Annotated in this window: 16 protein-coding genes; 7 read left to right on the top strand and 9 right to left on the bottom strand. The window is 70.1% G+C overall.

The window, feature by feature from the left end:
* Positions 1-12: 12 nt before the first annotated feature.
* From ACO0LU_RS01850 to ACO0LU_RS01840, 3 genes are all read right to left on the bottom strand, one after another.
* On the bottom strand, positions 13-855 hold the full coding sequence (locus ACO0LU_RS01850; protein WP_424789722.1) for an MBL fold metallo-hydrolase: 843 nt from the start codon (positions 853-855) through the stop codon (positions 13-15).
* A complete protein-coding gene (locus ACO0LU_RS01845) occupies positions 852-1,637 on the bottom strand; it encodes an inositol monophosphatase family protein (RefSeq protein ID WP_424789721.1) in 786 nt (261 codons plus the stop codon). The genes ACO0LU_RS01850 and ACO0LU_RS01845 overlap by 4 nt, the downstream gene beginning before the upstream one ends.
* A 254-nt stretch (positions 1,638-1,891) precedes the next feature.
* Positions 1,892-2,182: a WXG100 family type VII secretion target gene (locus ACO0LU_RS01840; RefSeq protein ID WP_424789043.1), complete on the bottom strand. Its 291-nt coding sequence runs from the start codon at positions 2,180-2,182 to the stop codon at positions 1,892-1,894.
* Between the two features lie 275 nt (positions 2,183-2,457).
* On the opposite strand from ACO0LU_RS01840, the gene ACO0LU_RS01835 reads away from it, so the two are divergent.
* Positions 2,458-3,375: a DUF4031 domain-containing protein gene (locus ACO0LU_RS01835; protein ID WP_424789720.1), complete on the top strand. Its 918-nt coding sequence runs from the start codon at positions 2,458-2,460 to the stop codon at positions 3,373-3,375.
* Positions 3,376-3,517: 142 nt separating this feature from the next.
* Here the strand turns inward: ACO0LU_RS01835 and groL are convergent, their stop codons facing one another.
* Positions 3,518-5,146 (bottom strand): chaperonin GroEL, encoded by a 1,629-nt coding sequence (groL, locus tag ACO0LU_RS01830; RefSeq protein ID WP_424789038.1) that lies wholly within the window; start codon positions 5,144-5,146, stop codon positions 3,518-3,520.
* Between the two features lie 340 nt (positions 5,147-5,486).
* Here groL and ACO0LU_RS01825 point away from each other — a divergent pair, with 340 nt between their 5' ends.
* Positions 5,487-6,146 (top strand): helix-turn-helix domain-containing protein, encoded by a 660-nt coding sequence (locus ACO0LU_RS01825; protein WP_424789719.1) that lies wholly within the window; start codon positions 5,487-5,489, stop codon positions 6,144-6,146.
* On the opposite strand, the gene ACO0LU_RS01820 is transcribed toward ACO0LU_RS01825, so the two are convergent.
* A complete protein-coding gene (locus ACO0LU_RS01820; RefSeq protein WP_424789718.1) occupies positions 6,128-6,703 on the bottom strand; it encodes a dihydrofolate reductase family protein in 576 nt (191 codons plus the stop codon). The two genes, ACO0LU_RS01825 and ACO0LU_RS01820, sit on opposite strands and share 19 nt — an antisense overlap.
* A gap of 127 nt (positions 6,704-6,830) precedes the next feature.
* A complete protein-coding gene (locus tag ACO0LU_RS01815) occupies positions 6,831-8,315 on the bottom strand; it encodes a phytoene desaturase family protein (RefSeq protein ID WP_424789717.1) in 1,485 nt (494 codons plus the stop codon).
* A gap of 201 nt (positions 8,316-8,516) precedes the next feature.
* On the opposite strand from ACO0LU_RS01815, the gene ACO0LU_RS01810 reads away from it, so the two are divergent.
* Positions 8,517-9,881, top strand: coding sequence for a glycoside hydrolase family 15 (locus ACO0LU_RS01810; RefSeq protein ID WP_424789716.1), 1,365 nt, complete (start codon positions 8,517-8,519; stop codon positions 9,879-9,881).
* 127 nt (positions 9,882-10,008) lie between these two features.
* Here the strand turns inward: ACO0LU_RS01810 and ACO0LU_RS01805 are convergent, their stop codons facing one another.
* Positions 10,009-10,692, bottom strand: coding sequence for a LytR C-terminal domain-containing protein (locus ACO0LU_RS01805; protein ID WP_424789715.1), 684 nt, complete (start codon positions 10,690-10,692; stop codon positions 10,009-10,011).
* A gap of 39 nt (positions 10,693-10,731) precedes the next feature.
* Positions 10,732-11,022 (bottom strand): DUF3263 domain-containing protein, encoded by a 291-nt coding sequence (locus ACO0LU_RS01800; protein ID WP_424789714.1) that lies wholly within the window; start codon positions 11,020-11,022, stop codon positions 10,732-10,734.
* A gap of 290 nt (positions 11,023-11,312) precedes the next feature.
* On the opposite strand from ACO0LU_RS01800, the gene ACO0LU_RS01795 reads away from it, so the two are divergent.
* From ACO0LU_RS01795 to ACO0LU_RS01780, 4 genes are all read left to right on the top strand, one after another.
* The gene (locus tag ACO0LU_RS01795; RefSeq protein WP_424789713.1) at positions 11,313-11,993 is read left to right on the top strand and encodes a uracil-DNA glycosylase; all 681 of its coding nucleotides are present in this window, start codon (positions 11,313-11,315) and stop codon (positions 11,991-11,993) included.
* Between the two features lie 108 nt (positions 11,994-12,101).
* Complete coding sequence (locus ACO0LU_RS01790; RefSeq protein WP_424789712.1) at positions 12,102-13,010, top strand: SGNH/GDSL hydrolase family protein; 909 nt, start codon at positions 12,102-12,104, stop codon at positions 13,008-13,010.
* Between the two features lie 181 nt (positions 13,011-13,191).
* Complete coding sequence (locus tag ACO0LU_RS01785; RefSeq protein ID WP_424789711.1) at positions 13,192-15,852, top strand: cation-translocating P-type ATPase; 2,661 nt, start codon at positions 13,192-13,194, stop codon at positions 15,850-15,852.
* 45 nt (positions 15,853-15,897) lie between these two features.
* The gene (locus ACO0LU_RS01780; RefSeq protein ID WP_424789710.1) at positions 15,898-16,653 is read left to right on the top strand and encodes an SDR family NAD(P)-dependent oxidoreductase; all 756 of its coding nucleotides are present in this window, start codon (positions 15,898-15,900) and stop codon (positions 16,651-16,653) included.
* Positions 16,654-16,695: 42 nt separating this feature from the next.
* Here the strand turns inward: ACO0LU_RS01780 and ACO0LU_RS01775 are convergent, their stop codons facing one another.
* Complete coding sequence (locus ACO0LU_RS01775; protein ID WP_424789709.1) at positions 16,696-18,849, bottom strand: S9 family peptidase; 2,154 nt, start codon at positions 18,847-18,849, stop codon at positions 16,696-16,698.
* Between the last annotated feature and the right edge of the window lie 40 nt (positions 18,850-18,889).

Here is an 18,889-nt window from a genome sequence, read left to right as displayed (position 1 = left end):
GCGAGCCAACGGTCAGCCCAGTGCAGCGAGATTGTGGGCGTGGTGGCCGCGGTTGGACTCGGTGTCGAGGCGAGGGTCGGCGCTCTCGCGGCCGGCGAGCAGGTCCTCGACGTAACGCTGATCGGCGGCCCACCGGCGTGCACCCTGATCGGTGATCGCGCCGTGGCCGGGGATCAGCACCTGCGCGGCATCGGCGTAGGGGCGCAGCGTCTGCAGACCGTCGAGATAGGCCTGGGCACCGGTCTCCGCGAACATCGGGATCTCGATGTCACTGAGCATGTCGCCAGCGATCAGTACCTGAGGTTTGGAGAGCCAGAGCGCGGCGTGGCCGGTGCTGTGCGCATCGTGCACGATGACCTCGGCCCAGTCCCGCAGGTGATCCACAGTCGGGAACGCACGCACCGCCCCGGCCAAGTCGAGCAACTCGGTGGTCCAACCAGCCACGGCTGCGCGCAGCCCGGCGCGGTTGTCCTCGGCGTGGGTGCGCGCCAGCCGGGCTGCCCCGGGCGAGGCCCAGCGCGGCACATCGCCCAGTTCCGGGTGCCACAGCACATGGTCGTAGTGGGCGTGGGTGGAGAACCCGGCGACCACATCCAGTCCCCAGGCGCGCACGTCCGCGGCGAGTGCGTCCAACTCCTCCGGCGCCCAGCACGGGTCGACCACCAGGGCGGAGACGGCACCGGATGACTCTTCGCGGGTCAGGATCACGCTGGCGGTGTGGTCCAGGCGGCTGTGGGTCACGGCGAGGCCAGGGGCTGGGTGGACCCAGGCGCGCCGGGTGCGCCGGGTGCCCTGGGTGTTCGGTGTCCGCGACGGCGCGTCCTCGCTGCCCGGCCGGGCGCCGTCGTCGTTCATCCCACTACGGCAGCCAGCGCCGCTCCGACCGGTCCCATCACCTGCCGACTCGCGGTGGTCAACACCCACGGCCTCCTCGTGACCAGGTCGTAGGCGCTGCCATCCAGCCGGGCAGTGGTGCCTCCGACCTCCGCCACCAACAACGCTCCGGGCACGTGATCCCAGGGCCAGTCGTTCTTGTACACCAGGTAGTCCACCTCGCCGCTGGCCAGGCGCGGATAGTCGATCCCGCACGACCACCACGCCTCCTCCAACGGCGCGAGGTCCTGCGGTGGCTGCTTCAGAAGCTCGCGGTTGGAGGTGGCCCCAACCAGTTTCCCTGGATCTGCTGGCGGGTCCAGCGGCTTGAGCCGCGCCCCGTTGCACCAGGCGCCGGCGCCGGCCTCGGCGACGTAGGCACGCTGGTGCTGGGGCTGGTAGATCCAGGAGCGCACCGTCTGCCCGTTCCGCACCTCGCCAACCATGACGGCGTAATCGGGTGAGCCCTCCACGAAGTTGCGGGTGCCGTCGACCGGGTCGATCGTGAAGACGTGCGGCGCCTGGCTGGCGCGCTCCAACACCCGGGGGTCGATCGACGTTGCTTCCTCCCCCAGCACCGCGGCGTCGGGGTAAGCGTCCTGCAGTTTCTTGGTGAGGAAGATCTCGGCCTCGCGGTCGGCCACGGTCACCAGGTCGCCGGGGCTTTTCTCCTGCACCTGCTCGTCGCTGAGCGCACGAAAGCGGGGGATGATCACCTCATCCGCGGCTTGGCGCAGCAGGTCAAGGATCTCCTCGGTCTCCATGCCTCAAACCTGCCAGGTTCGGGCGGAGGGACCAAACCGGCGGGTGGGAAAGACGGGGCTGCTGGTGTGGCGAAAGGTGCGGCGGTGGACGCGAGGACGGGCGGACGACGAGCCGGCCGGCGCGCAGAGGCGGCGGCGGATGCGACGGATGGGACGGCAGTCGCTGACGGACGGGGGCCGTGCGCTGACGAGCAGGGCGGCGGGCTCGAAGGTGGACGACCGAGGCGGCACCACGACTCCGCGACTGCCCGCCCTCACCTGCGAAACAGGTGAGTCGTGGAACTCTCCACATCGCTGTAGTGCTGAGCGCTCGAGGCCAGCGCCTCACTGATCCGCTGGAGGTTGGCTTCCACCTGTTGCTGGGTGCCACGCCACTCCTGGGCGAGGGACGCGAACGCCGCGGAGGCACTACCCCGCCAGGCCGATTGCAGCGCGGTGAGGATCCGGAACATGTTCGCGACCTCGGTGTTGATCGCGGTGGCCGAGCGACCGGCGGCCGAGGCCGCACGGGCGACCTCCTCGGTATCGACTTCGAATCGGGACATGGACTGCGCCTCCTGCTTCTTGGGTCCGGGATGACCGCCCGGTGATGTCCGGCACGCTATGCCTGCGCCGTCCGTCGTCGCTGACCCATGTGCGGCGGCTGTGGATGACGGATCCGGGTGTGGACGCCAGCCCCGGATGCGACCGCCAGACCGAGGTGCGACCGCCGCGCCGGTATCACCATGACCCGGCAGGTGCTCTCCCCAGAAACCATCCATCGTCACTTCTCCTCTGCCACGCACTCCCTCCTCCTGCGTCACGGACTTAGGCTGCAGGGGTGGCCATCCTCATCGATCCGCCCACCTGGCCGGCCCATGGCACGGTGTTCGCTCACCTGGTCTCCGATCGGTCGCTGGCGGAACTGCACGATTTCGCCGGCCGGGCCGGCCTTCCCGAGCAGGCCTTCGACATGGACCACTACGACGTGCCCGCCCACCGTTATGACGACCTGGTGGCCCGGGGCGCGATCGCCGTCAGCGGACGTGAATTGATCCGCCGGCTACGAACCTCCGGCCTGCGTGTCCCGGCGCGCGACCGCCCCGAGACGCTGCGTCGCGTGCTCGGCGCATCCTGGCGTCGCACGGTGGGACGCTGGCAGGACAGGCCCGACTACGTTCTGGGCGCGGACCTGATCGAACGCTGGGCGCAACCGCACCGGCGCTATCACGACCTGCGCCATCTACGTGATGTGCTCGCGGCCCTGAACCTGCTGTGCGACCCGGGTCCGGTCCCGCTGCCGGTGGCGCTGGCCGCCTGGTTCCACGACGCGGTCTACGACGGTCTCCCCGGTGAGGACGAGCAGGCCAGCGCCGACCTGGCCCGCGCCGAACTCGGTCCCGACCGGCTGGGTCCCGAGGCCCTTCCGAGCGAACGCATCGAGGAGGTCGCCCGGCTGGTGCTCCTCACCCGCACCCACTCCCCCTTACCGGGCGACCACCACGGCGCCCTGCTCTGCGATGCCGACCTGGCCATGCTCGCCCGCGAGGCAGCCGGTTACCGCCGCTACACCCTCGACGTGCGCGCGGAGTACGCCCACGTACCGCACGCCGACTTCATCAAGGGGCGCACCGCCGTCGTCCGCCAGCTGCTGGAACTGGACCCTCTCTACCGCACCGAGCGAGGCCGGGAGTTGTGGCAGGAGGCAGCCCGGGCGAACCTGCGGGCCGAACTGGCCACCCTGACAGCCACGCCCTGAGAGCACCGCACCCCTGTCCGCAGGTCCACTCCCGCCCCGATCCTGGCCGGCGACCACCCAGAGACCACAACGGCCCCCGATCCGCGAGGGATCGGGGGCCGTGTGTGTTTCGGCTGGTCAGCCGAGCATCTGATCTCCTCGATCAGAAGCCCATGCCGCCCATGTCCGGCTCGCCACCGCCGGCCGGGGCCGAGGGCGGCTCCGGCTTGTCGGCCACGATGGCCTCGGTGGTGAGGAACAGACCGGCGATCGAGGAGGCGTTCTGCAGTGCAGAGCGGGTCACCTTGACCGGGTCGGCGATGCCTGCAGCGAGCAGGTCCTCGTACTCACCGGTGGCGGCGTTCAGGCCGTGGTTGTTCTCCAACCCACGCACCCGCTCCACCACAACGCCGCCCTCGAGGCCGGCGTTCACGGCGATCTGCTTCAGCGGCGCGTCGACGGCCACCTTGACGATGTTCGCCCCGGTCGCCTCGTCCGCTTCGAGGGTCAGGCCCTCGAACGCCCGGGCGGCGGCCTGGATCAGGGCCACGCCACCACCGGCGACGATGCCCTCTTCCACAGCAGCCTTGGCGTTACGCACGGCGTCCTCGATGCGGTGCTTGCGCTCCTTGAGCTCCACCTCCGTGGCGGCACCCGCACGGATGACGGCCACACCACCGGCGAGCTTGGCCAGGCGCTCCTGGAGCTTCTCGCGGTCGTAGTCGGAGTCGGAGTTCTCGATCTCGGCGCGGATCTGGTTGACCCGGCCCTCGATCGCGTCGGCCTCGCCGGCACCCTCGACGATGGTGGTCTCGTCCTTGGTGACTACCACCTTGCGGGCCTGGCCCAGCATGTCCAGGGTGGCGTTCTCCAGGGACAGACCCACGGTCTCGGAGATGACCTGACCACCGGTGAGGATGGCCATGTCGTTCAGCATCGCCTTACGGCGGTCACCGAAGCCGGGGGCCTTGACGGCCACGGACTTGAAGGTGCCACGGATCTTGTTCACCACCAGGGTCGCCAGGGCTTCGCCCTCGACGTCCTCGGAGATGATGATCAGCGGCTTGCCGGACTGGATGACCTTCTCCAGCAGCGGCAGCAGGTCCTTGACGTTGGTGATCTTGGACTCCACCAGCAGCACGTAGGCGTCCTCGAGGACGGCCTCCTGGCGCTCCTGGTCGGTCACGAAGTACGCGGACAGGAACCCCTTGTCGAAGCGCATACCTTCGGTCAGCTCGAGCTCCAGGCCCAGGGCCTGGGACTCCTCGACGGTGATGACACCCTCGTTGCCGACCTTGTCCATGGCCTCGGCGATCAGTTCACCGATGGCCGGGTCACCGGCGGAGATCCCCGCAGTGGCGGCGATCTGCTCCTTGGTCTCGATCTCGGTGGCGTTGCTGAGCAGCGACTCGGTCACGGCCTCCACGGCCTTCTCGATGCCGCGCTTCAGCGCGATCGGGTTGGCACCGGCGGCCACGTTGCGCAGGCCCTCGCGCACGAGCGCCTGGGCCAGCACGGTGGCGGTGGTGGTGCCGTCGCCGGCCACGTCATCGGTCTTCTTGGCGACCTCCTTGACGAGTTCGGCGCCGATCTTCTCGTACGGCTCGTCGAGCTCGATCTCCTTGGCGATGGACACGCCGTCGTTGGTGATCGTGGGGGCGCCCCACTTCTTCTCCAGAACGACGTTGCGGCCCCTGGGGCCGAGGGTGACCTTCACGGTATCGGCGAGGACGTTCAGTCCACGCTCCATACCGCGACGAGCCTCCTCGTCGAAAGCAATCATCTTTGCCATTCGGGTTTAATCCTCCTGCTGGCGGACGAAAGCCGGCTCGACGCCCGCGACGGACGATGCCCGGCATGCGTTCACGTCACGCATCCCGCGGCACCTCGTCTTACCGGCCACAGTTGTCACTCTCAGGTCGAGAGTGCTAACGCCATTATTGGCACTCTCGGGGTGAGAGTGCAAGCAGGATCGACGACGACGCAGGCCTTCGGTGCGGTATCTCACCTTTGGTCACACGCTCATCACGGCTGCGGCCGGGCTCGCTCTGCGCGGATCGCGCCGCCGGTACGCTGGAAACATGGGTCTGTCCTTCGAAACGCGGACGTCGGACTCGCCGTGGATCTCCACGGTGTGGACATGTCGAAGCGAGCAGGTCACGTCGATGACGGCGGTGGCCAGTGAGACGTGGGGCCTGGTTTTCTGGGACGAGGACGGGACCCCGCGCGCGGCCGTCGTCGGGCCCGAGAGTCGTACCGCCACCGCACCGGTACCTCCGGACACCAGTTTCGTCGGTGTGCAGTTCGCGTTGGGTGCCTCGCTCCGGATGGCGGACATGACCACCCTCGTCGACGGCAGCATCCCGTTGCCCGAGGTGAGCACGAAGACCTTCTGGCTGGACGGGCGAGGCTGGCAGATACCCGGGGCCGACGACGTCGAACTCTTCGTGGACCGTCTGGTCCGGCACGGTGCGCTAGTGCAGGACCCGGTGGTGACCGAAGTGCTCAGCGGGGATCGACCCCCGCTGAGCCCGCGCACGGTGGAGCGCCGGTTCCGCGCCGCGACGGGCATGACCCGCGGTGCGGTCAGGCAGATCGGCCGGGTGCGCACCGCCGCCGGGATGCTGACCGGCGGTGCGTGCGTGGCCGACGTCGTGGCGAGGTTGGCGTACTACGACGAACCGCACCTTGCGCGCGCGCTGCGCCGACTCATCGGCCGGACAGCCCAGGAACTGCGCTCGGGCACCGGCGGTGCGATCGCGCTCGATCCGGCTCAGTACAGCACCTCGTAGATGAGCTTCGTCACGCCGTTGGAGTAACTCGCGGACTCGCGCAGGCGGAGTTGTCGCTTATCCCGGTCTGCCCTGGTGAACAAACTCTTGCCCGCGCCCAGCAGCACCGGGAACACGAGCAGGTTGTACCGGTCGATGAGATCGGCGTCCGAGAGCCTGCGGGCAAGTTCGGCGCTGCCGTGAATGAAGATGCCGCCGCCGTCGCCCTGCTTCAGCCGGGCGACGTCCTCGCTGGATCGCAGGATGCTGGTGGGGCCCCAGCCATCGACCAGGTCGTCATCGGCGAGGGTGGTCGACACGACGTACTTCGGCAGGTCCTGGTACGCGGCGTGATCCTCGGAGTCGCGCCAGAACGGAGCGAACGCCTCGTAACTACGCCGCCCGAACATGAGCGCCGTCGTGTCCTGGAGTTCCTCACCCTTGAGTGCGAACGCTTCCGGATCGAACTCGGTCTGCATGACCCATCCGCCACTTCGGTGGCCCTCCGCCTCGTCGCCCGGTGAGTCCAGCACCCCGTCGAGGGACATGAAGCCGGTGTACACCAGTTCGCGCGCCATCGGAATCCTTTCCATCAGGGGAGACAACGGCGAGATCGCCGCGCCCGGCTCAGCCTAGGAACTGCGGTTCCCATCGTCTTGGATGAAACCGACAGGGCGAAGGGCACGCACTGGTTGCAGTGCGGGCTCACCGCGGTCCCAGACCGGGCATCTGCAGGATCCCGAAGCGCTCTCGCAGCGCCCACCTGGCCGCATGGTGGCCGCACATCCCGTGAACGCCGGGGGCCGGTGGGGTGGCGGCTGAGCACAGGCACACCCCGGGGATGCCCGCACCGTAGGGGTTGAGGCTGGTCAGAGGGCCGCCGAGGATGCGGCGCAGATCCAGGGCACCGTTGCTGATGTCCCCGCCGACGTAGTTGGCGTTCGTCCGGCTCATCTGCGCCGCCGGGGTGCACCGGGCATCGACGACCACATCCCGGAAGCCCGGAGCGAACCGTTCGATCTGCGCCGTGACCGCTTCGGTGACATCCGCCGTCGACCCGGCGGGCACGTGCGCATAGGTCCACAGCGGCCGCAGTCCGTCCCGGCTGCGCGCGGGGTCGGCGACGGCGGGGTCGCTGAGCAGCACCATCGGCTGCTCAGCGTGTGCGCCGGCGGCCACCTGAGCCTCAGCGCGCACCATGTCCGCCCGGGAACCGCCCACGTGCACGGTCCCGGCCTGCCCCACCGGGGCGTCGCGCCAGGGCACCGGTTCGGAGAGCACGAAGTCGACCTTGGCGGCGGCGTTGCCGTGCCGGTACCGGCGCAACCGGGTGGCGGTGCGGGGCGGGAGCCGGTCCCCCCAGATCCGCGCGATCGCGCCGGGCGCGGTATCGAAGAGGTAGGTCCGGGCCCGGGGCAGTTGCTGATAGTCATGAATGGGCGTGCCGGTGTGGATGGTGGCCCCGTGGGCGCGTAGGTCCGACACCATCGCGTCGGCGATCGCTTGGGACCCGCCCACCGGGAGTGCCCACCCGGAGGTGTGTGCCAGCAGGCCGAGCAGCACTCCGAGGCCGGCGGGCGCAAGCCCGGGCATCCGGGCGATGCCGTGGGCGGCCACCCCGGTGAACAGGGCCGGGGCGGCGTCTCCCCGGAACCGGGTGTTCCATAGCGGGCTGCCCTGTTCCAGCACGCGCAGGCCGTAGCGCAGCGCGCCGAGGAGTCCGCCGGGGTTGCGCAGCGCGGCGGGAACGGCGCGCATGTCGGCCAGTCCGAGCCCGAGGACTGCGGGCTCGTGCTGCACCAAGGGGCCGAACAGCGACCGCCAGGCGTCGCCGTCGGCCCCCAGGGCTGCTGCGGTGCGCTCCAGATCGGTGTAGGCGAGGGCGGCGGGTTGGTCGTCAAGGGGCTGGGCGTAGGCAATCTCGGGGACGGTGAACCGCACCCCGCGGGCCGGCAGGTCGAACTCGGCGAAGAAGGGGCTGGCCAGGGCCAGGGGGTGCACCGCGGAGCAGATGTCGTGCTCCAGGTTGCCGGCCAGGCCGAGGTTCTCGGTGCGCGCGCCCCCGCCCAGGGTGGGCTCGGCTTCGTACAGGTGCACGTTCAGCCCGGCGCGGGCCATCGTGACCGCGGCGGCCAGCCCGTTCGGCCCGGAACCGACCACGACGACGTCGGTTACCGCTCGCTCGCCCATCGCCCTCCTACCGGTTCGGCCTTCGCGGGTGCCACTTCTTGGACAGCCGTCCGGACCACCGCCCCGACCGACTCTCCGACCATCGCAGCATCCCACCTCGCCCCCACCCGCCGCACCTGCGCCCTGTGGCCAGCCGGCGATCCGGGCCGCACCCCCTCCCCAGCCCGCCCGCCCGAGCGCTTCTCGTAGGATCGGGCGACCATGCACCGTCGCTCACTCATCGTCCTCACCGCACTGGTCCTGGCCGCTCTGCTGACCGGCATGGCGCTCGCGCGGACCGGCGTGTGGGACCCACGACGCATCGATGAGGTGGATCCCTACGCCTGGGGCGTGGACGTGCGCCCCGGCGGCGAACGTGCCGTGATCCTGCCCGGCGCCGACGTCACCTACCTGCCCGGCAGCCGGGTCCTTGCCCCCGCTCCGAATACCTTCGCGGGACAGCACCGGGACGCACACGAACGAGCCCAGGCGGACCGCGACTGGCTCGCCGCCGGATCGGTTCCCGGCACCGGAAGCGCCTACGAGGAGATGGTCACCGGCGCACTGCTGGACATCCGCGCCCTGACCCTCGACGACGGCGCCGCCCTGGCCGGGTACAACCCGAACTGGCGGTACGTCTGGCCGCGGGATGCCTCCTTCATCGCCGCCGCGCTGGCCAGCGCCGGGCACCCCCGGGACGCACTGGAGGTGCTGGCCTTCCTGCAACGCGTGCAACACCCCGACGGCACCTTCGAGGCCCGCTATCTCCCCGATGCCTCCGGACCGCCGGATAGCCGGGGCATCCAGACCGACGGAACCGGTTGGGTACTGTGGGCCACCGACCACGTCCTGGCCACGCTGGCCCCGGACGACCCGCTCCGTGAGCGGATCCACCACGACCTCACGCCACTACTGGCTCGCTCCACCGCTCAGTTACTGCACCAGGTCGAGACTCCGGACTCGCTGCCGCCGCCGAGCGCGGACTACTGGGAGCACCCGGAGCAGGACCTGACGCTGGGCACAGCCGCCCCGGTCCTGGCCGGCCTGCACGCGGCTACCCGGATCTGGTCCGGCGCCGGCGACATGGACCTGGCGCTGCGCACCGGCACCGCCGCCGACCGGTTGCGCACGGCTGTCGAGACCACCTTCGGGCCCGCCTATCCCCGCTATCCCGGTGGTACCGAGCGCGACGCTGCCACCGCCTTCGCGCTACCGCCCTTCCAACCGGAGCCCCTGAGCGAGGCCCTCGGGGCGTGGCACGACTCGATCGCGCCGATGCGCAGGCCCGCCGGCGGGCTGGCACCGGGCGCCGGCTGGCGGGAGCAGTCGTTGTCCTGGACCCCGCAGACCACGCTTTATGCGTTGGCCGCGGCGCATAACGGCGAGCCGCAAATGGCCCTGGACTGGTTGGCCTGGGTCGATGACCACCGCACGCCGCTGGGGGCGATTCCGGAGAAGGTCTCTCCCGACGGCACCCCGGCAGCGGTGGCGCCGCTGGCGTGGAGTGCGGCGGTGGTGGTGCTCACCGTGGCACAACTGGAGGACGACGGCGTGCTGACCCCCGCGGAGCAGGTGCGGGCCGGCTGAGATGCTCCGGGCTCAGACCTCAGGGGCGCAGGGGTCGCCACTGCCCGGGCCGGAGCCGCACAGGTCCGGGCGGGCAGGCAACTGGCTGCTCAGCCGACGAAGTCCGGGCGGGCAGGCAACTGGCTGCTCAGCCGACGAAATCCGGGCGGAGCACGATCACGATGCCGGAGGAGGCTGCGCTGGCGCTCTCCACCGTGGCTTCGATGCCAAGGTCGGCGGCGACCGCTTCGGCTTCCTCGGCCACCTGCGCGTCGTGGTAGTACAGGGTGGTGTCGGTGGGCAGGGCCTGGCCGTAGTCGGCGGTGGAGGTGTTGGTCCAGCCCTCGTTGTTGAGGGTCTCGGCGGTGCTGCCGGCGATTCCGGCGACACCGGCTCCGTTGAGGATCAGGATCCGCACGTCCCGGTCCAGGTCGACCGGATCGTCGGTCGGGTCCTCCTCGGTGGCCTCGTCCCCGGCTTCGCCGTTGTCCTCATCGGTCCCGTTCTCGCCGTCGCCGTTCTCCGGCTCGTCCTCCTCGGTGCTCTCCGGGTCGGTCCCGTTCTCGCCGTCGCCGTTCTCGCCCTCGGTCTCCTCCTCGGTCTGGTCCTCGGTGGCGGTCACGGCCGGAGTGGGGTCGGGCTCGCTACCGAAGTTCCCGGACAGGATGCTCACGCCGGCCCAGGCCAGCAGCGGGGCGACCACGATCACGATCGCGAAGGGCAGCAACTGCCGCCAGCGCGGAACGGGTGCCCGGTGCACGCCCTGAGGCGTGCGGTCGGCACCGAGGACGTCGAATTCGTCCTCGTCGTAGGGATAGTCCTGGCGGCTCACACCCGAAAGGTTATCTCCTCGGGCGGCGATCGTGCGCGATCACGCGCGGTCGCCCAGCCGACGGGCCGAACGCTCCCGCTGGCGGGAACTGCGCATCCGGCGCAACCGCTTGACCAGCATCGGCTCAGCGGCCAGGGCGGCCGGGGTGTCGATGAGGGCGTTGAGCACCTGGTAGTAGCGGGTGGCGCTCATGTCGAAGTGTTCCCGGATGGCGGTCTCCTTGGCCCCGGCGTACTTCCACCACTGGTTCTCGAAGGCCAGGATTGCGGCGTCGCGTTCGCTCAGTCCCTGCTCGGTGGTGTGAGCGTTGATCTGCTGCGCTGCTGACATCGATCCTCCTGGTACCTGAAGTTCTTAGTTGCGGTTCCGGTGTGGTGGACTCCCGCCGCTGCTGGAGCGCGGCGTGACCCCCACCTCGGGTGCCTGTGCACGTGGGGCCGCTCGGGGCAATACTAGGGGCAAATCACACGCGTGTCATTCACTCGCTTCGGCCGCGTCTGTGCTAACTGAACGCACCCGCGCCAGTTCCCCGTGCCAGTTCAACGGCGCCAGCAGCCGGGCGCGGAGCCAAGCGTCCCGAACGCTCGGGCAGGGCCCGATACTTCTGCCACCCTGGTGCGGTGAGCACGCGCACCCCACTGGAACACATCATCGACCCGGGCTGGGCCCAGGCCCTGGCGCCGGTGGAGCAGCAGATCCACGCGATGGGAGACTTCCTGCGCGCCGAGGTCGCCGCCGGCCGCGGCTACCTGCCGGCGGGCGAGGACGTGCTTCGCGCCTTCACCCGGCCCCTGGCGGACGTGCGGGTGCTGATCGTGGGCCAGGACCCCTACCCCACCCCGGGCCATCCGATGGGCCTGTCCTTCTCCGTCCAATCCCATGTTCGACCGCTGCCGCGCTCCCTGGTGAACATCTTCACCGAACTGGTCAGCGACGTCGGGGCGCCCCAGCCCACCTCCGGCGACCTGTCCGCCTGGGCCGACCACGGCGTGCTGCTGCTGAACCGGTGCCTGACCGTGACGCCGGGCAAACCCGCCTCCCACCGCGGCAAGGGCTGGGAGCAGGTCACCGACCAGGCGATCAGGGCGCTGGTGGCTCGCGACCAACCGATGGTGGCGATCCTGTGGGGCCGGGACGCCCAGTCCCTCAAGCCGGCTCTGGGCGCCACGCCGTGCATCATGTCGCCGCACCCCAGCCCGCTGTCGGCCTCGCGCGGATTCTTCGGTTCCAAGCCGTTCTCCCGGGCCAACGAGTTGCTGGTGCGGATGGGCGCCGAGCCGGTGGAGTGGGCGCTGCCCTGACACGGGCACGCCACCGGCCGGACATGGCAGCACCACCACCCCACCACGCAGGCACCGCACCACCGCACCACGCAGGCACCGCAGCACCGCACCACCGGGCACGGCACAATGGCACCTGTGACTGATGTGTTCTTCACCCCGTCCGCACCACGCTGGCGCCGCTTCGTGGCGATCGGTGACTCCATGACCGAGGGCCTGTGCGATGAGCCAGGGGAACCCGGTGACTACCGCGGCTGGGCGGACCTGCTTGCCCAGTCCCTGACCGAGCGGCGCACCCGGGCCGGGCGGGCGCCGCTGGAGTACGCCAACCTCGCGATCCGGGGCAAAATGCTGGGCCCGATCCTAACCGAGCAGTTCCCACAGGCACTGGCCGCCAAGCCGGACCTGATCTCCATCATCGGTGGCGGCAACGACCTGCTTCGCCCCGGGGGTGACCCCGACGTCCTGGGCGCGCGCCTGGACCGCGCGGTGCGCTCGGCACGCGAGCAGGGCATCGACGTGCTGCTGGCCACCGGGATGGACACCCGCCGGGCCGGGCCGCTGCTGACCGTGATGCGCCCCAAGGTCGGGATCTTCAACGCTCACATCTGGTCCATCGCGCGCAACCACGGCGCCCACGTCATGGATATCTGGGGCCTGCGAGCGCTGCAGGACCGGCGCATGTGGGCCCCGGACCGGGTGCATCTGAGCACGCTGGGCCACTGGCGCGCCGCTCAGGCGGCACTGGACGCGCTGGGGCTGGAGCCCGACGACGCCGACTGGTCGAAGCCGCTGGACGCCCAGGCCCGCCGCGCCCTGCCCGCACGACTGCGCGAGGACGCCACCTGGATACGCCGCGACGTCTACCCTTGGGCCACCCGGCGGCTCCGCCGCGCCTCCTCCGGCGATACCCGCGCCGCCAAGAGACCCGACCCGATCGTCCTGGACACACCCGGCGACCTTGAACACGCTGCACCCGGGCTCGGCGCCGTGACGAACAACCAGGACGCCAGGCCCGACGGCCGCGAGCGCACCTGAGGCCAAGACCGAGCCGTCGTGATGTGATCGGACCCCGATACCGCAGGGCCATCCGGGCGGGTCCTTGGTCCCACGGCACCACGCCGTTCTGGCATCAGACTGGGAGGCAACGGTCCTGCCTGCCACAACGGTCACGGCCCTGACCGCCCCCCACCCGAAAGCCACCGGTTCCGCCCCCACCATGTCCACGCAACCCACCGTCGAATCCGCCTCCGAGCGGACCTGGCACGCGTTGGGCATCGAGGATGTCACGGCGGCACTGCAGGCCGACGACCAGGGTCTGACCTCCGCTGAGGCCGAGCAGCGCCTCGCCGTCCACGGCCCGAATACGATCGAAGCGAGTTCGGCCACACCATGGATCGTCACACTGCTACGCCAGTTCGTCAGCCCGATGATCGGGATCCTGCTGGTGGCCTTCGTGATCACGATGCTGCTCGGGGAGTTCATCGACGCCGGCGCGATCGCGCTGATCCTGGCGCTGAACGCAGGTCTGGGCTTCTGGCAGGAGCGCAGGTCCGCGCGCGATGTACGGGCGCTGGCCAACCTGTCCGCGCCCAACTGCACGGTCGTGCGCGACGGGTCCGCCGCCACCAGACCGGCGGCGGACCTGGTGCCCGGTGACGTGGTGCAGTTGGAGAGCGGAGACCGCGTCCCGGCCGACGTACGGCTGCTGCAGGCCAATGCCCTGCAGGTCGATGAGTCGATGCTGACCGGGGAGTCCGAGGCGGTCACCAAGCAGACCGGGGTGGTCACCGAGGAGGCCCCCGTCGGGGACCGGATCAACATGGCCTTCTCCGGCACCCTGGTGCGCTCGGGCCGGGCCCGAGCGCTGGTGGTGGCCACCGGCACCGGCACCGAACTGGGCGTGATCAGTGAGTTGATCAAGGGCCCGCCGGGCAAGACCCCGTTGCAGGAACTGACCAACGGCCTGGAGCGAAAGATCGGGCTGATCATCACCGCGGTCTCGGCGGTGTTGTTCTTCTCCGGGGTAGCCCTGGGCAACGCCCCGGGCGAGATGTTCATGACCATCGTGGCCCTCGCGGTGGCCTCCGTACCGGAGTCGTTGCCCATCGTGCTGACCGTGGCGATGAGCGTGGGTGTGTCCCGGATGGCCAAACGCCACGCCCTGGTGCGGTCGCTGCCGGCGGTGGAGACATTGGGCTCCACCACGGTGATCGGATCGGACAAGACCGGCACCCTGACCATGAACGAGATGACCTCCCAAGCCGGCTGGACCGCCGCCGGTGAGGTCGATCTGACCGATCCCGGGCTCACGCTGAGCCCGGCCGTGCGCCAGATGCTCCTTATCGGGGCGCTGACGAACGAGGCCCGGCCCGACCGTGATGACCCGAGTACCTTCATCGGGGACGCCGTCGACGTCGCGATGGCCAAGGCGGCGTTGCGCACCGGCGCGGTGACCATGGCCGGGCTCGCGACCGCGCCACTGGCGCATGCCCCGTATGAGTCGGAGGCGCGGATGTCCCAGAGCATCCACCGGGTCGGCGATGAGCGGGTGTTGTTCGTCAAGGGCTCCCCGGATGTGCTGCTCGCAGCCTCGGTGAACATCCAGACCGACGACGGCGTGGTCCCCCTCGAGTTCGACGTCGTCCAGTCCGCGAATCATCACCTCGCCAGCCGCGGACTACGGGTGCTGGGCACCGCCTTCCGGGTGCTCGGGCCAGGGGAGCAGATTTCCGAGGAGTTCCCACCGCCCGCCGGCCTGACCTTCGCCGGTCTGCAGGGGATGGCCGACCCGCCCCGCCCCGGGGTGGCCGAGGCGATCGCAGCCTGCCACCGGGCTGGGATCTGGGTGCTGATGATTACCGGTGACCAGCCGGCCACGGCGTTGGCGATCGCGGCTCAACTGGGTCTGCCCACCGAGGCCGAACCGCTCACCGGCGCCGAGATTCTCACCCTCGATGACGATCCCCTGCACGCGCGCCTGCGCGAGGTCGGGGTGGCCGCCCGGGTGTCCCCGCAGGACAAGATGCGCATCGTGCAGGTGTTGCAGGACCGTGGTGAGGTCGTCGCCGTCACCGGCGACGGGGTCAACGACGCACCCGCGCTGAAAGCCGCCGCGCTCGGGGTGGCGATGGGGGCCTCGGGAACGGACGTGGCCCGGGAGTCGGCGGACATGGTGCTCACCGACGACAACTTCGTCACCGTGGTCGATGCCGTGGAGCAGGGCCGGGTCACGTTCAATGCGATCCGCAAGGCCACCCACTTCCTGCTCGCCAACGGGGCGGCCTCGCTGCTGGCGGTCTCCATCAGCGTCTACACCGGCATGCCCCTGATCTTCCTGCCGATCCAGATGCTGTTCATGAACGTGGTCACCAACGGGGTGCAGGACATCGCGCTGGGGTTCGAAGGGGCCGAGGGCGATGAACTCAACCGACCGCCGCGCTCGGCCAGGGAGGGGGTGCTCAGCCGGGTGCTGTGGTGGCGCACCGCGATCACCGGGGTCTGGATGGGCCTGGCCGCGGTGTCGATGTTCCTGTGGGGTCTGAACGAGGGCCTGACCGAGGAGCACGCCCGCACCCTGACGATGACCCTGTTCGTCATGATGAACTTCTTCTTCGTGCAGACATCCCGGTTCGAACACAAGTCGGTGCTCTCGGACCCCTTCAGCAACCGCCTGCTGCTGGTGTCCTCCTTCGCCGCACTCGCGCTGTTCTGGGTGGCGGCCACCTGGCCGGTACTTTCGAACCTGATGGGCTTCGTCACACTCTCCGGTGCGGAATGGGCGATGTGCGCGGTGCTGGGCGTCTCGACCCTGTTGATCGTGGAGGCGGAGAAGTGGGTGCGCCGTCGCCTCGCCGCCCGGCAGCACGGTTACGGTTGAGCGCGGATCAGACCATCAACCAGCACGATCAGCGAAGGAGCACAGATGTCTCGTTTGGCCGGTAAGAGGGCGCTGGTCACCGGTGGTGGTATCGGGATCGGCCGCCGCATCGTGGCCGACCTGGCCCGGGAGGGCGCCCAGGTCGCGTTCAGCTACCTCACCCACGCCCCCGAACCGGAGTTCCTGGACGCACTTGCTGCCACGAACGCCCCACCGGCGCTGTCGATGCAGTTGGATGTCACCGATGAGGCCGCCGTGATCGACGGCGTCGCCGACGCCGCCGGCAAACTCGGCGGGTTGGACATCCTGGTCAACAACGCGGGCGGGCTGATCGGGCGGGTGCCGCTAGCGGAGATGAGCACCAAGCACTGGCGCACGGTGATGGCCGTCAACCTGGACTCCACCTTCATGGTGACCCGGGAGGCGATCAAGTTCATGCACCCCGGCGGACGGATCGTCAACGTCTCCTCGGTGGCCGGGCAGAACGGCGGCTCGGACGGCTCGGGGGCCTACGCCGCCGCCAAGGCCGGGATCTTCGGCTACACCCGCTCCCTGGCCAAGGAGCTGGCACCGAAGCAGATCACGGTCAACGCCCTGGCCCCCGGGCTCATCCTGGACACCCCCTTCCACGAGACGTTCAGCACCCCTCAGCGGCAGCAGGCCACCATCGACTCCATCCCGCTGGGCCGGGCCGGCTACCCCGACGACGTCTCCGGGCCGGTGCTGTGGTTGTGCTCGGACGAGAGCGCCTTCGTCACCGGCACCGTGGTGGACATCAACGGCGGGGTCCACTTCTCCTGAGGTAACCCGTGCCCGCCCGGTGCTACGCGTGCCGCCCCGTGCTCAACGCACCGGCAGGTGCTTGTCCCACCAGGTCAGGATGTGCTCGAACCGCGCCAAGCGGTGCTTCGGGCGTCCGGACCTGCTCAACTCATGCCCCTCACCGGGGAAGAGCAGGAACTCGGTCTCCACACCGCGGCGCTTGAGCCCCACGAACCAGCGTTGGCCCTGCTCCACCGGGCAGCGCCAGTCCTGCTCGGAGTGGATCACCATGGTGGGCGTGGCAACCTTGTCGAGGTGGGCCATCGGGCTCTGTGCGGCCACCCGCTCCGGATCCTCACCCAGGTACTTGATCCCGAAGAACCAGCCGATGTCGCTGGAGCCCTCGAAACTCACCGGGTCCAGGAAGCCGCGCTCCACGATCGCGGCCGCGAACCGGTCGGTGCGGGTGGTGAGCCACGCCGTCATGTACCCGCCGTAGGAGCCACCGAGCACGCCCACGCGCTGGGCATCGAGGCCGGGGTGGGCGGCCAGGGCACCGTCGAGGAAGGCCAGCACGTCGGCGGCGTCCCGGTCCCCGAACCCCTGGATGATGGCCCGGCCGTGGTCCTGCCCGTAGCCGGCCGAGCCCCGGGGGTTGCAGAAGACGACGGCGTAACCCGCCCTGGTGTAGACCTGCACCTCGTCGAAGAGCACCGACTCGTACTGTGCGTGCGGGCCCCCGTGGATGAGCAGCAGCACCGGGTGCGGGCCCTCCCCCGCGGGCACCGTGACCCAGCCGTGCACCGGGTAGCCGTCCTCGCCGTCGACCTGCAGTTCCTGTGGGACGAACACCCCGGCCTGCTCACGCAGCCGCGCGGACAGGTCAGTCAGGCGGCGCACGTCGACGGCGTCGTCGCCGCCGGACTGCTCGATCACGAAGAGGTCGCCGGCACTGTCCGGTGTCGAGGCACTCACCAGCACCCCGCCACCGGGCAGCAGGTCAGCCCCGGCCACGCTCACCTGACCGCTGAAGGCCGGCCGCAGTTCGCCATCGGTGTAGCGCACCAGTTCGGTGCTGCCCCGGTTCAGGCGAGTGAGCAGCACGCCGGCGCCGTCGGCCAGGAACACGTCGTTGGTCAACGACCCGGTGCGCGGGTCGGTCAACTGTTCCAGGTCGGCGAGCCCGTCCTGGGTGAGCCGGGCGCGGTGCAGCGCCGGGGTCTTGCCGATGAAGTCCAGCGCGTCCGGGCCCAGGTCGGAGATCAGCAGCCAGAGGGTCTCACCCGGGCCGGTGCGCACCCCGACCGCACCGTGCTCGAGGCCCTGCAGGACCTCCGGTTCCGGTACTGCTACGTCGCGCTGGTCCGTCGAGCAACTGTCACCGCCGTCCGCTCCGGACGCAGCACCCCCACCGGCGCCGCCGCCGGACCTGGGTACTGGGACGCGGATCAACTCGCTCCGCAGTTCATCGACCACACCGCGGGTGATAAGCAGGTGCGCGCCGTCGTGGGTCCACACCGGTTCGCGGTGGTCCCGGTCGCCGGCTGTGACCGCCACCGGGCGCACCTGCACGCCCTTACGGGCGCCGAGCGTGCCGGCCTCGTCCTGGGTGGTGCCGCCCTCGCCCTTGTTCGACTCGTCCTCATTCGATGCAACCGCGCTCGATGCAACCGTGCTCGACGAATCCGGGCCCGCCGCCATCGGGTCGTTCTCCTCGAGCACAGCGATGACGTAGACATGCTGGGGCCGATCGGCGTGGAAGCCGGCACCGTCGAGACGGTAGGTGAACCGGGTGATGTGCCGCGGGGGCTCGGCGTCGGGCCCCACGCCCTCGGTGGTGCCGTAACGCCCGTCCTCGGGCACCCGGGCGGTATAGGCGATGCGGGTGGAGTCCGGGGAGAACTCCGGCCGGCCCGATACCCCCAGCGGGTGGTCAGTGAGCAATTGCGGCTCCCCGCCGTCGACGCGCATCAGGGCGAGTTGGGGCTTGTCCCCCTTGGCGGCGCGCAGGAAGGCAAGGTACTGCCCATCGGGTGAGATGACCGGTTCGGCATCGCGGAAACCGTGCGTCAGCGGGCGCAGTGCTCCGTCGCCCAGGTCCAGGCGCCAGAGCCGGGAGGAGTAGGTGTCCTCCTCCAGGTCCGGGCGGGAGACCGCGATCACCGCCCAGGTGCCGTCGGGGTGCACGGCCGGGCGGGCGGTGCTGTGCAGCAGGGTGAGGTGTTCGGGACGCATGGTCGCCGAGCCTACCCAGGCATCGCCACAGCGTGCGCAC

The sequence above is a fragment of the Pseudactinotalea sp. Z1748 genome (assembly GCF_049725185.1).
GTDB lineage: Bacteria > Actinomycetota > Actinomycetes > Actinomycetales > Beutenbergiaceae > CALKWS01.
Note: the sequence above shows the minus strand (reverse complement) of the source record. Positions and strands in the feature narration are given on the sequence as shown.

What these genes read in the sequence shown, in the direction of transcription:
- ACO0LU_RS01850 (WP_424789722.1), bottom strand. Translation starts at nt 855, where the DNA reads ATGAACGACGACGGCGCCCGGCCGGGCAGCGAGGACGCGCCGTCGCGG.
- ACO0LU_RS01845 (WP_424789721.1), bottom strand. Translation starts at nt 1,637, where the DNA reads ATGGAGACCGAGGAGATCCTTGACCTGCTGCGCCAAGCCGCGGATGAG.
- ACO0LU_RS01840 (WP_424789043.1), bottom strand. Translation starts at nt 2,182, where the DNA reads ATGTCCCGATTCGAAGTCGATACCGAGGAGGTCGCCCGTGCGGCCTCG.
- groL (WP_424789038.1), bottom strand. Translation starts at nt 5,146, where the DNA reads ATGGCAAAGATGATTGCTTTCGACGAGGAGGCTCGTCGCGGTATGGAG.
- ACO0LU_RS01820 (WP_424789718.1), bottom strand. Translation starts at nt 6,703, where the DNA reads ATGGCGCGCGAACTGGTGTACACCGGCTTCATGTCCCTCGACGGGGTG.
- ACO0LU_RS01815 (WP_424789717.1), bottom strand. Translation starts at nt 8,315, where the DNA reads ATGGGCGAGCGAGCGGTAACCGACGTCGTCGTGGTCGGTTCCGGGCCG.
- ACO0LU_RS01810 (WP_424789716.1), top strand. Translation starts at nt 8,517, where the DNA reads ATGCACCGTCGCTCACTCATCGTCCTCACCGCACTGGTCCTGGCCGCT.
- ACO0LU_RS01800 (WP_424789714.1), bottom strand. Translation starts at nt 11,022, where the DNA reads ATGTCAGCAGCGCAGCAGATCAACGCTCACACCACCGAGCAGGGACTG.
- ACO0LU_RS01790 (WP_424789712.1), top strand. Translation starts at nt 12,102, where the DNA reads ATGGCACCTGTGACTGATGTGTTCTTCACCCCGTCCGCACCACGCTGG.
- ACO0LU_RS01785 (WP_424789711.1), top strand. Translation starts at nt 13,192, where the DNA reads ATGTCCACGCAACCCACCGTCGAATCCGCCTCCGAGCGGACCTGGCAC.
- ACO0LU_RS01780 (WP_424789710.1), top strand. Translation starts at nt 15,898, where the DNA reads ATGTCTCGTTTGGCCGGTAAGAGGGCGCTGGTCACCGGTGGTGGTATC.
- ACO0LU_RS01775 (WP_424789709.1), bottom strand. Translation starts at nt 18,849, where the DNA reads ATGCGTCCCGAACACCTCACCCTGCTGCACAGCACCGCCCGCCCGGCC.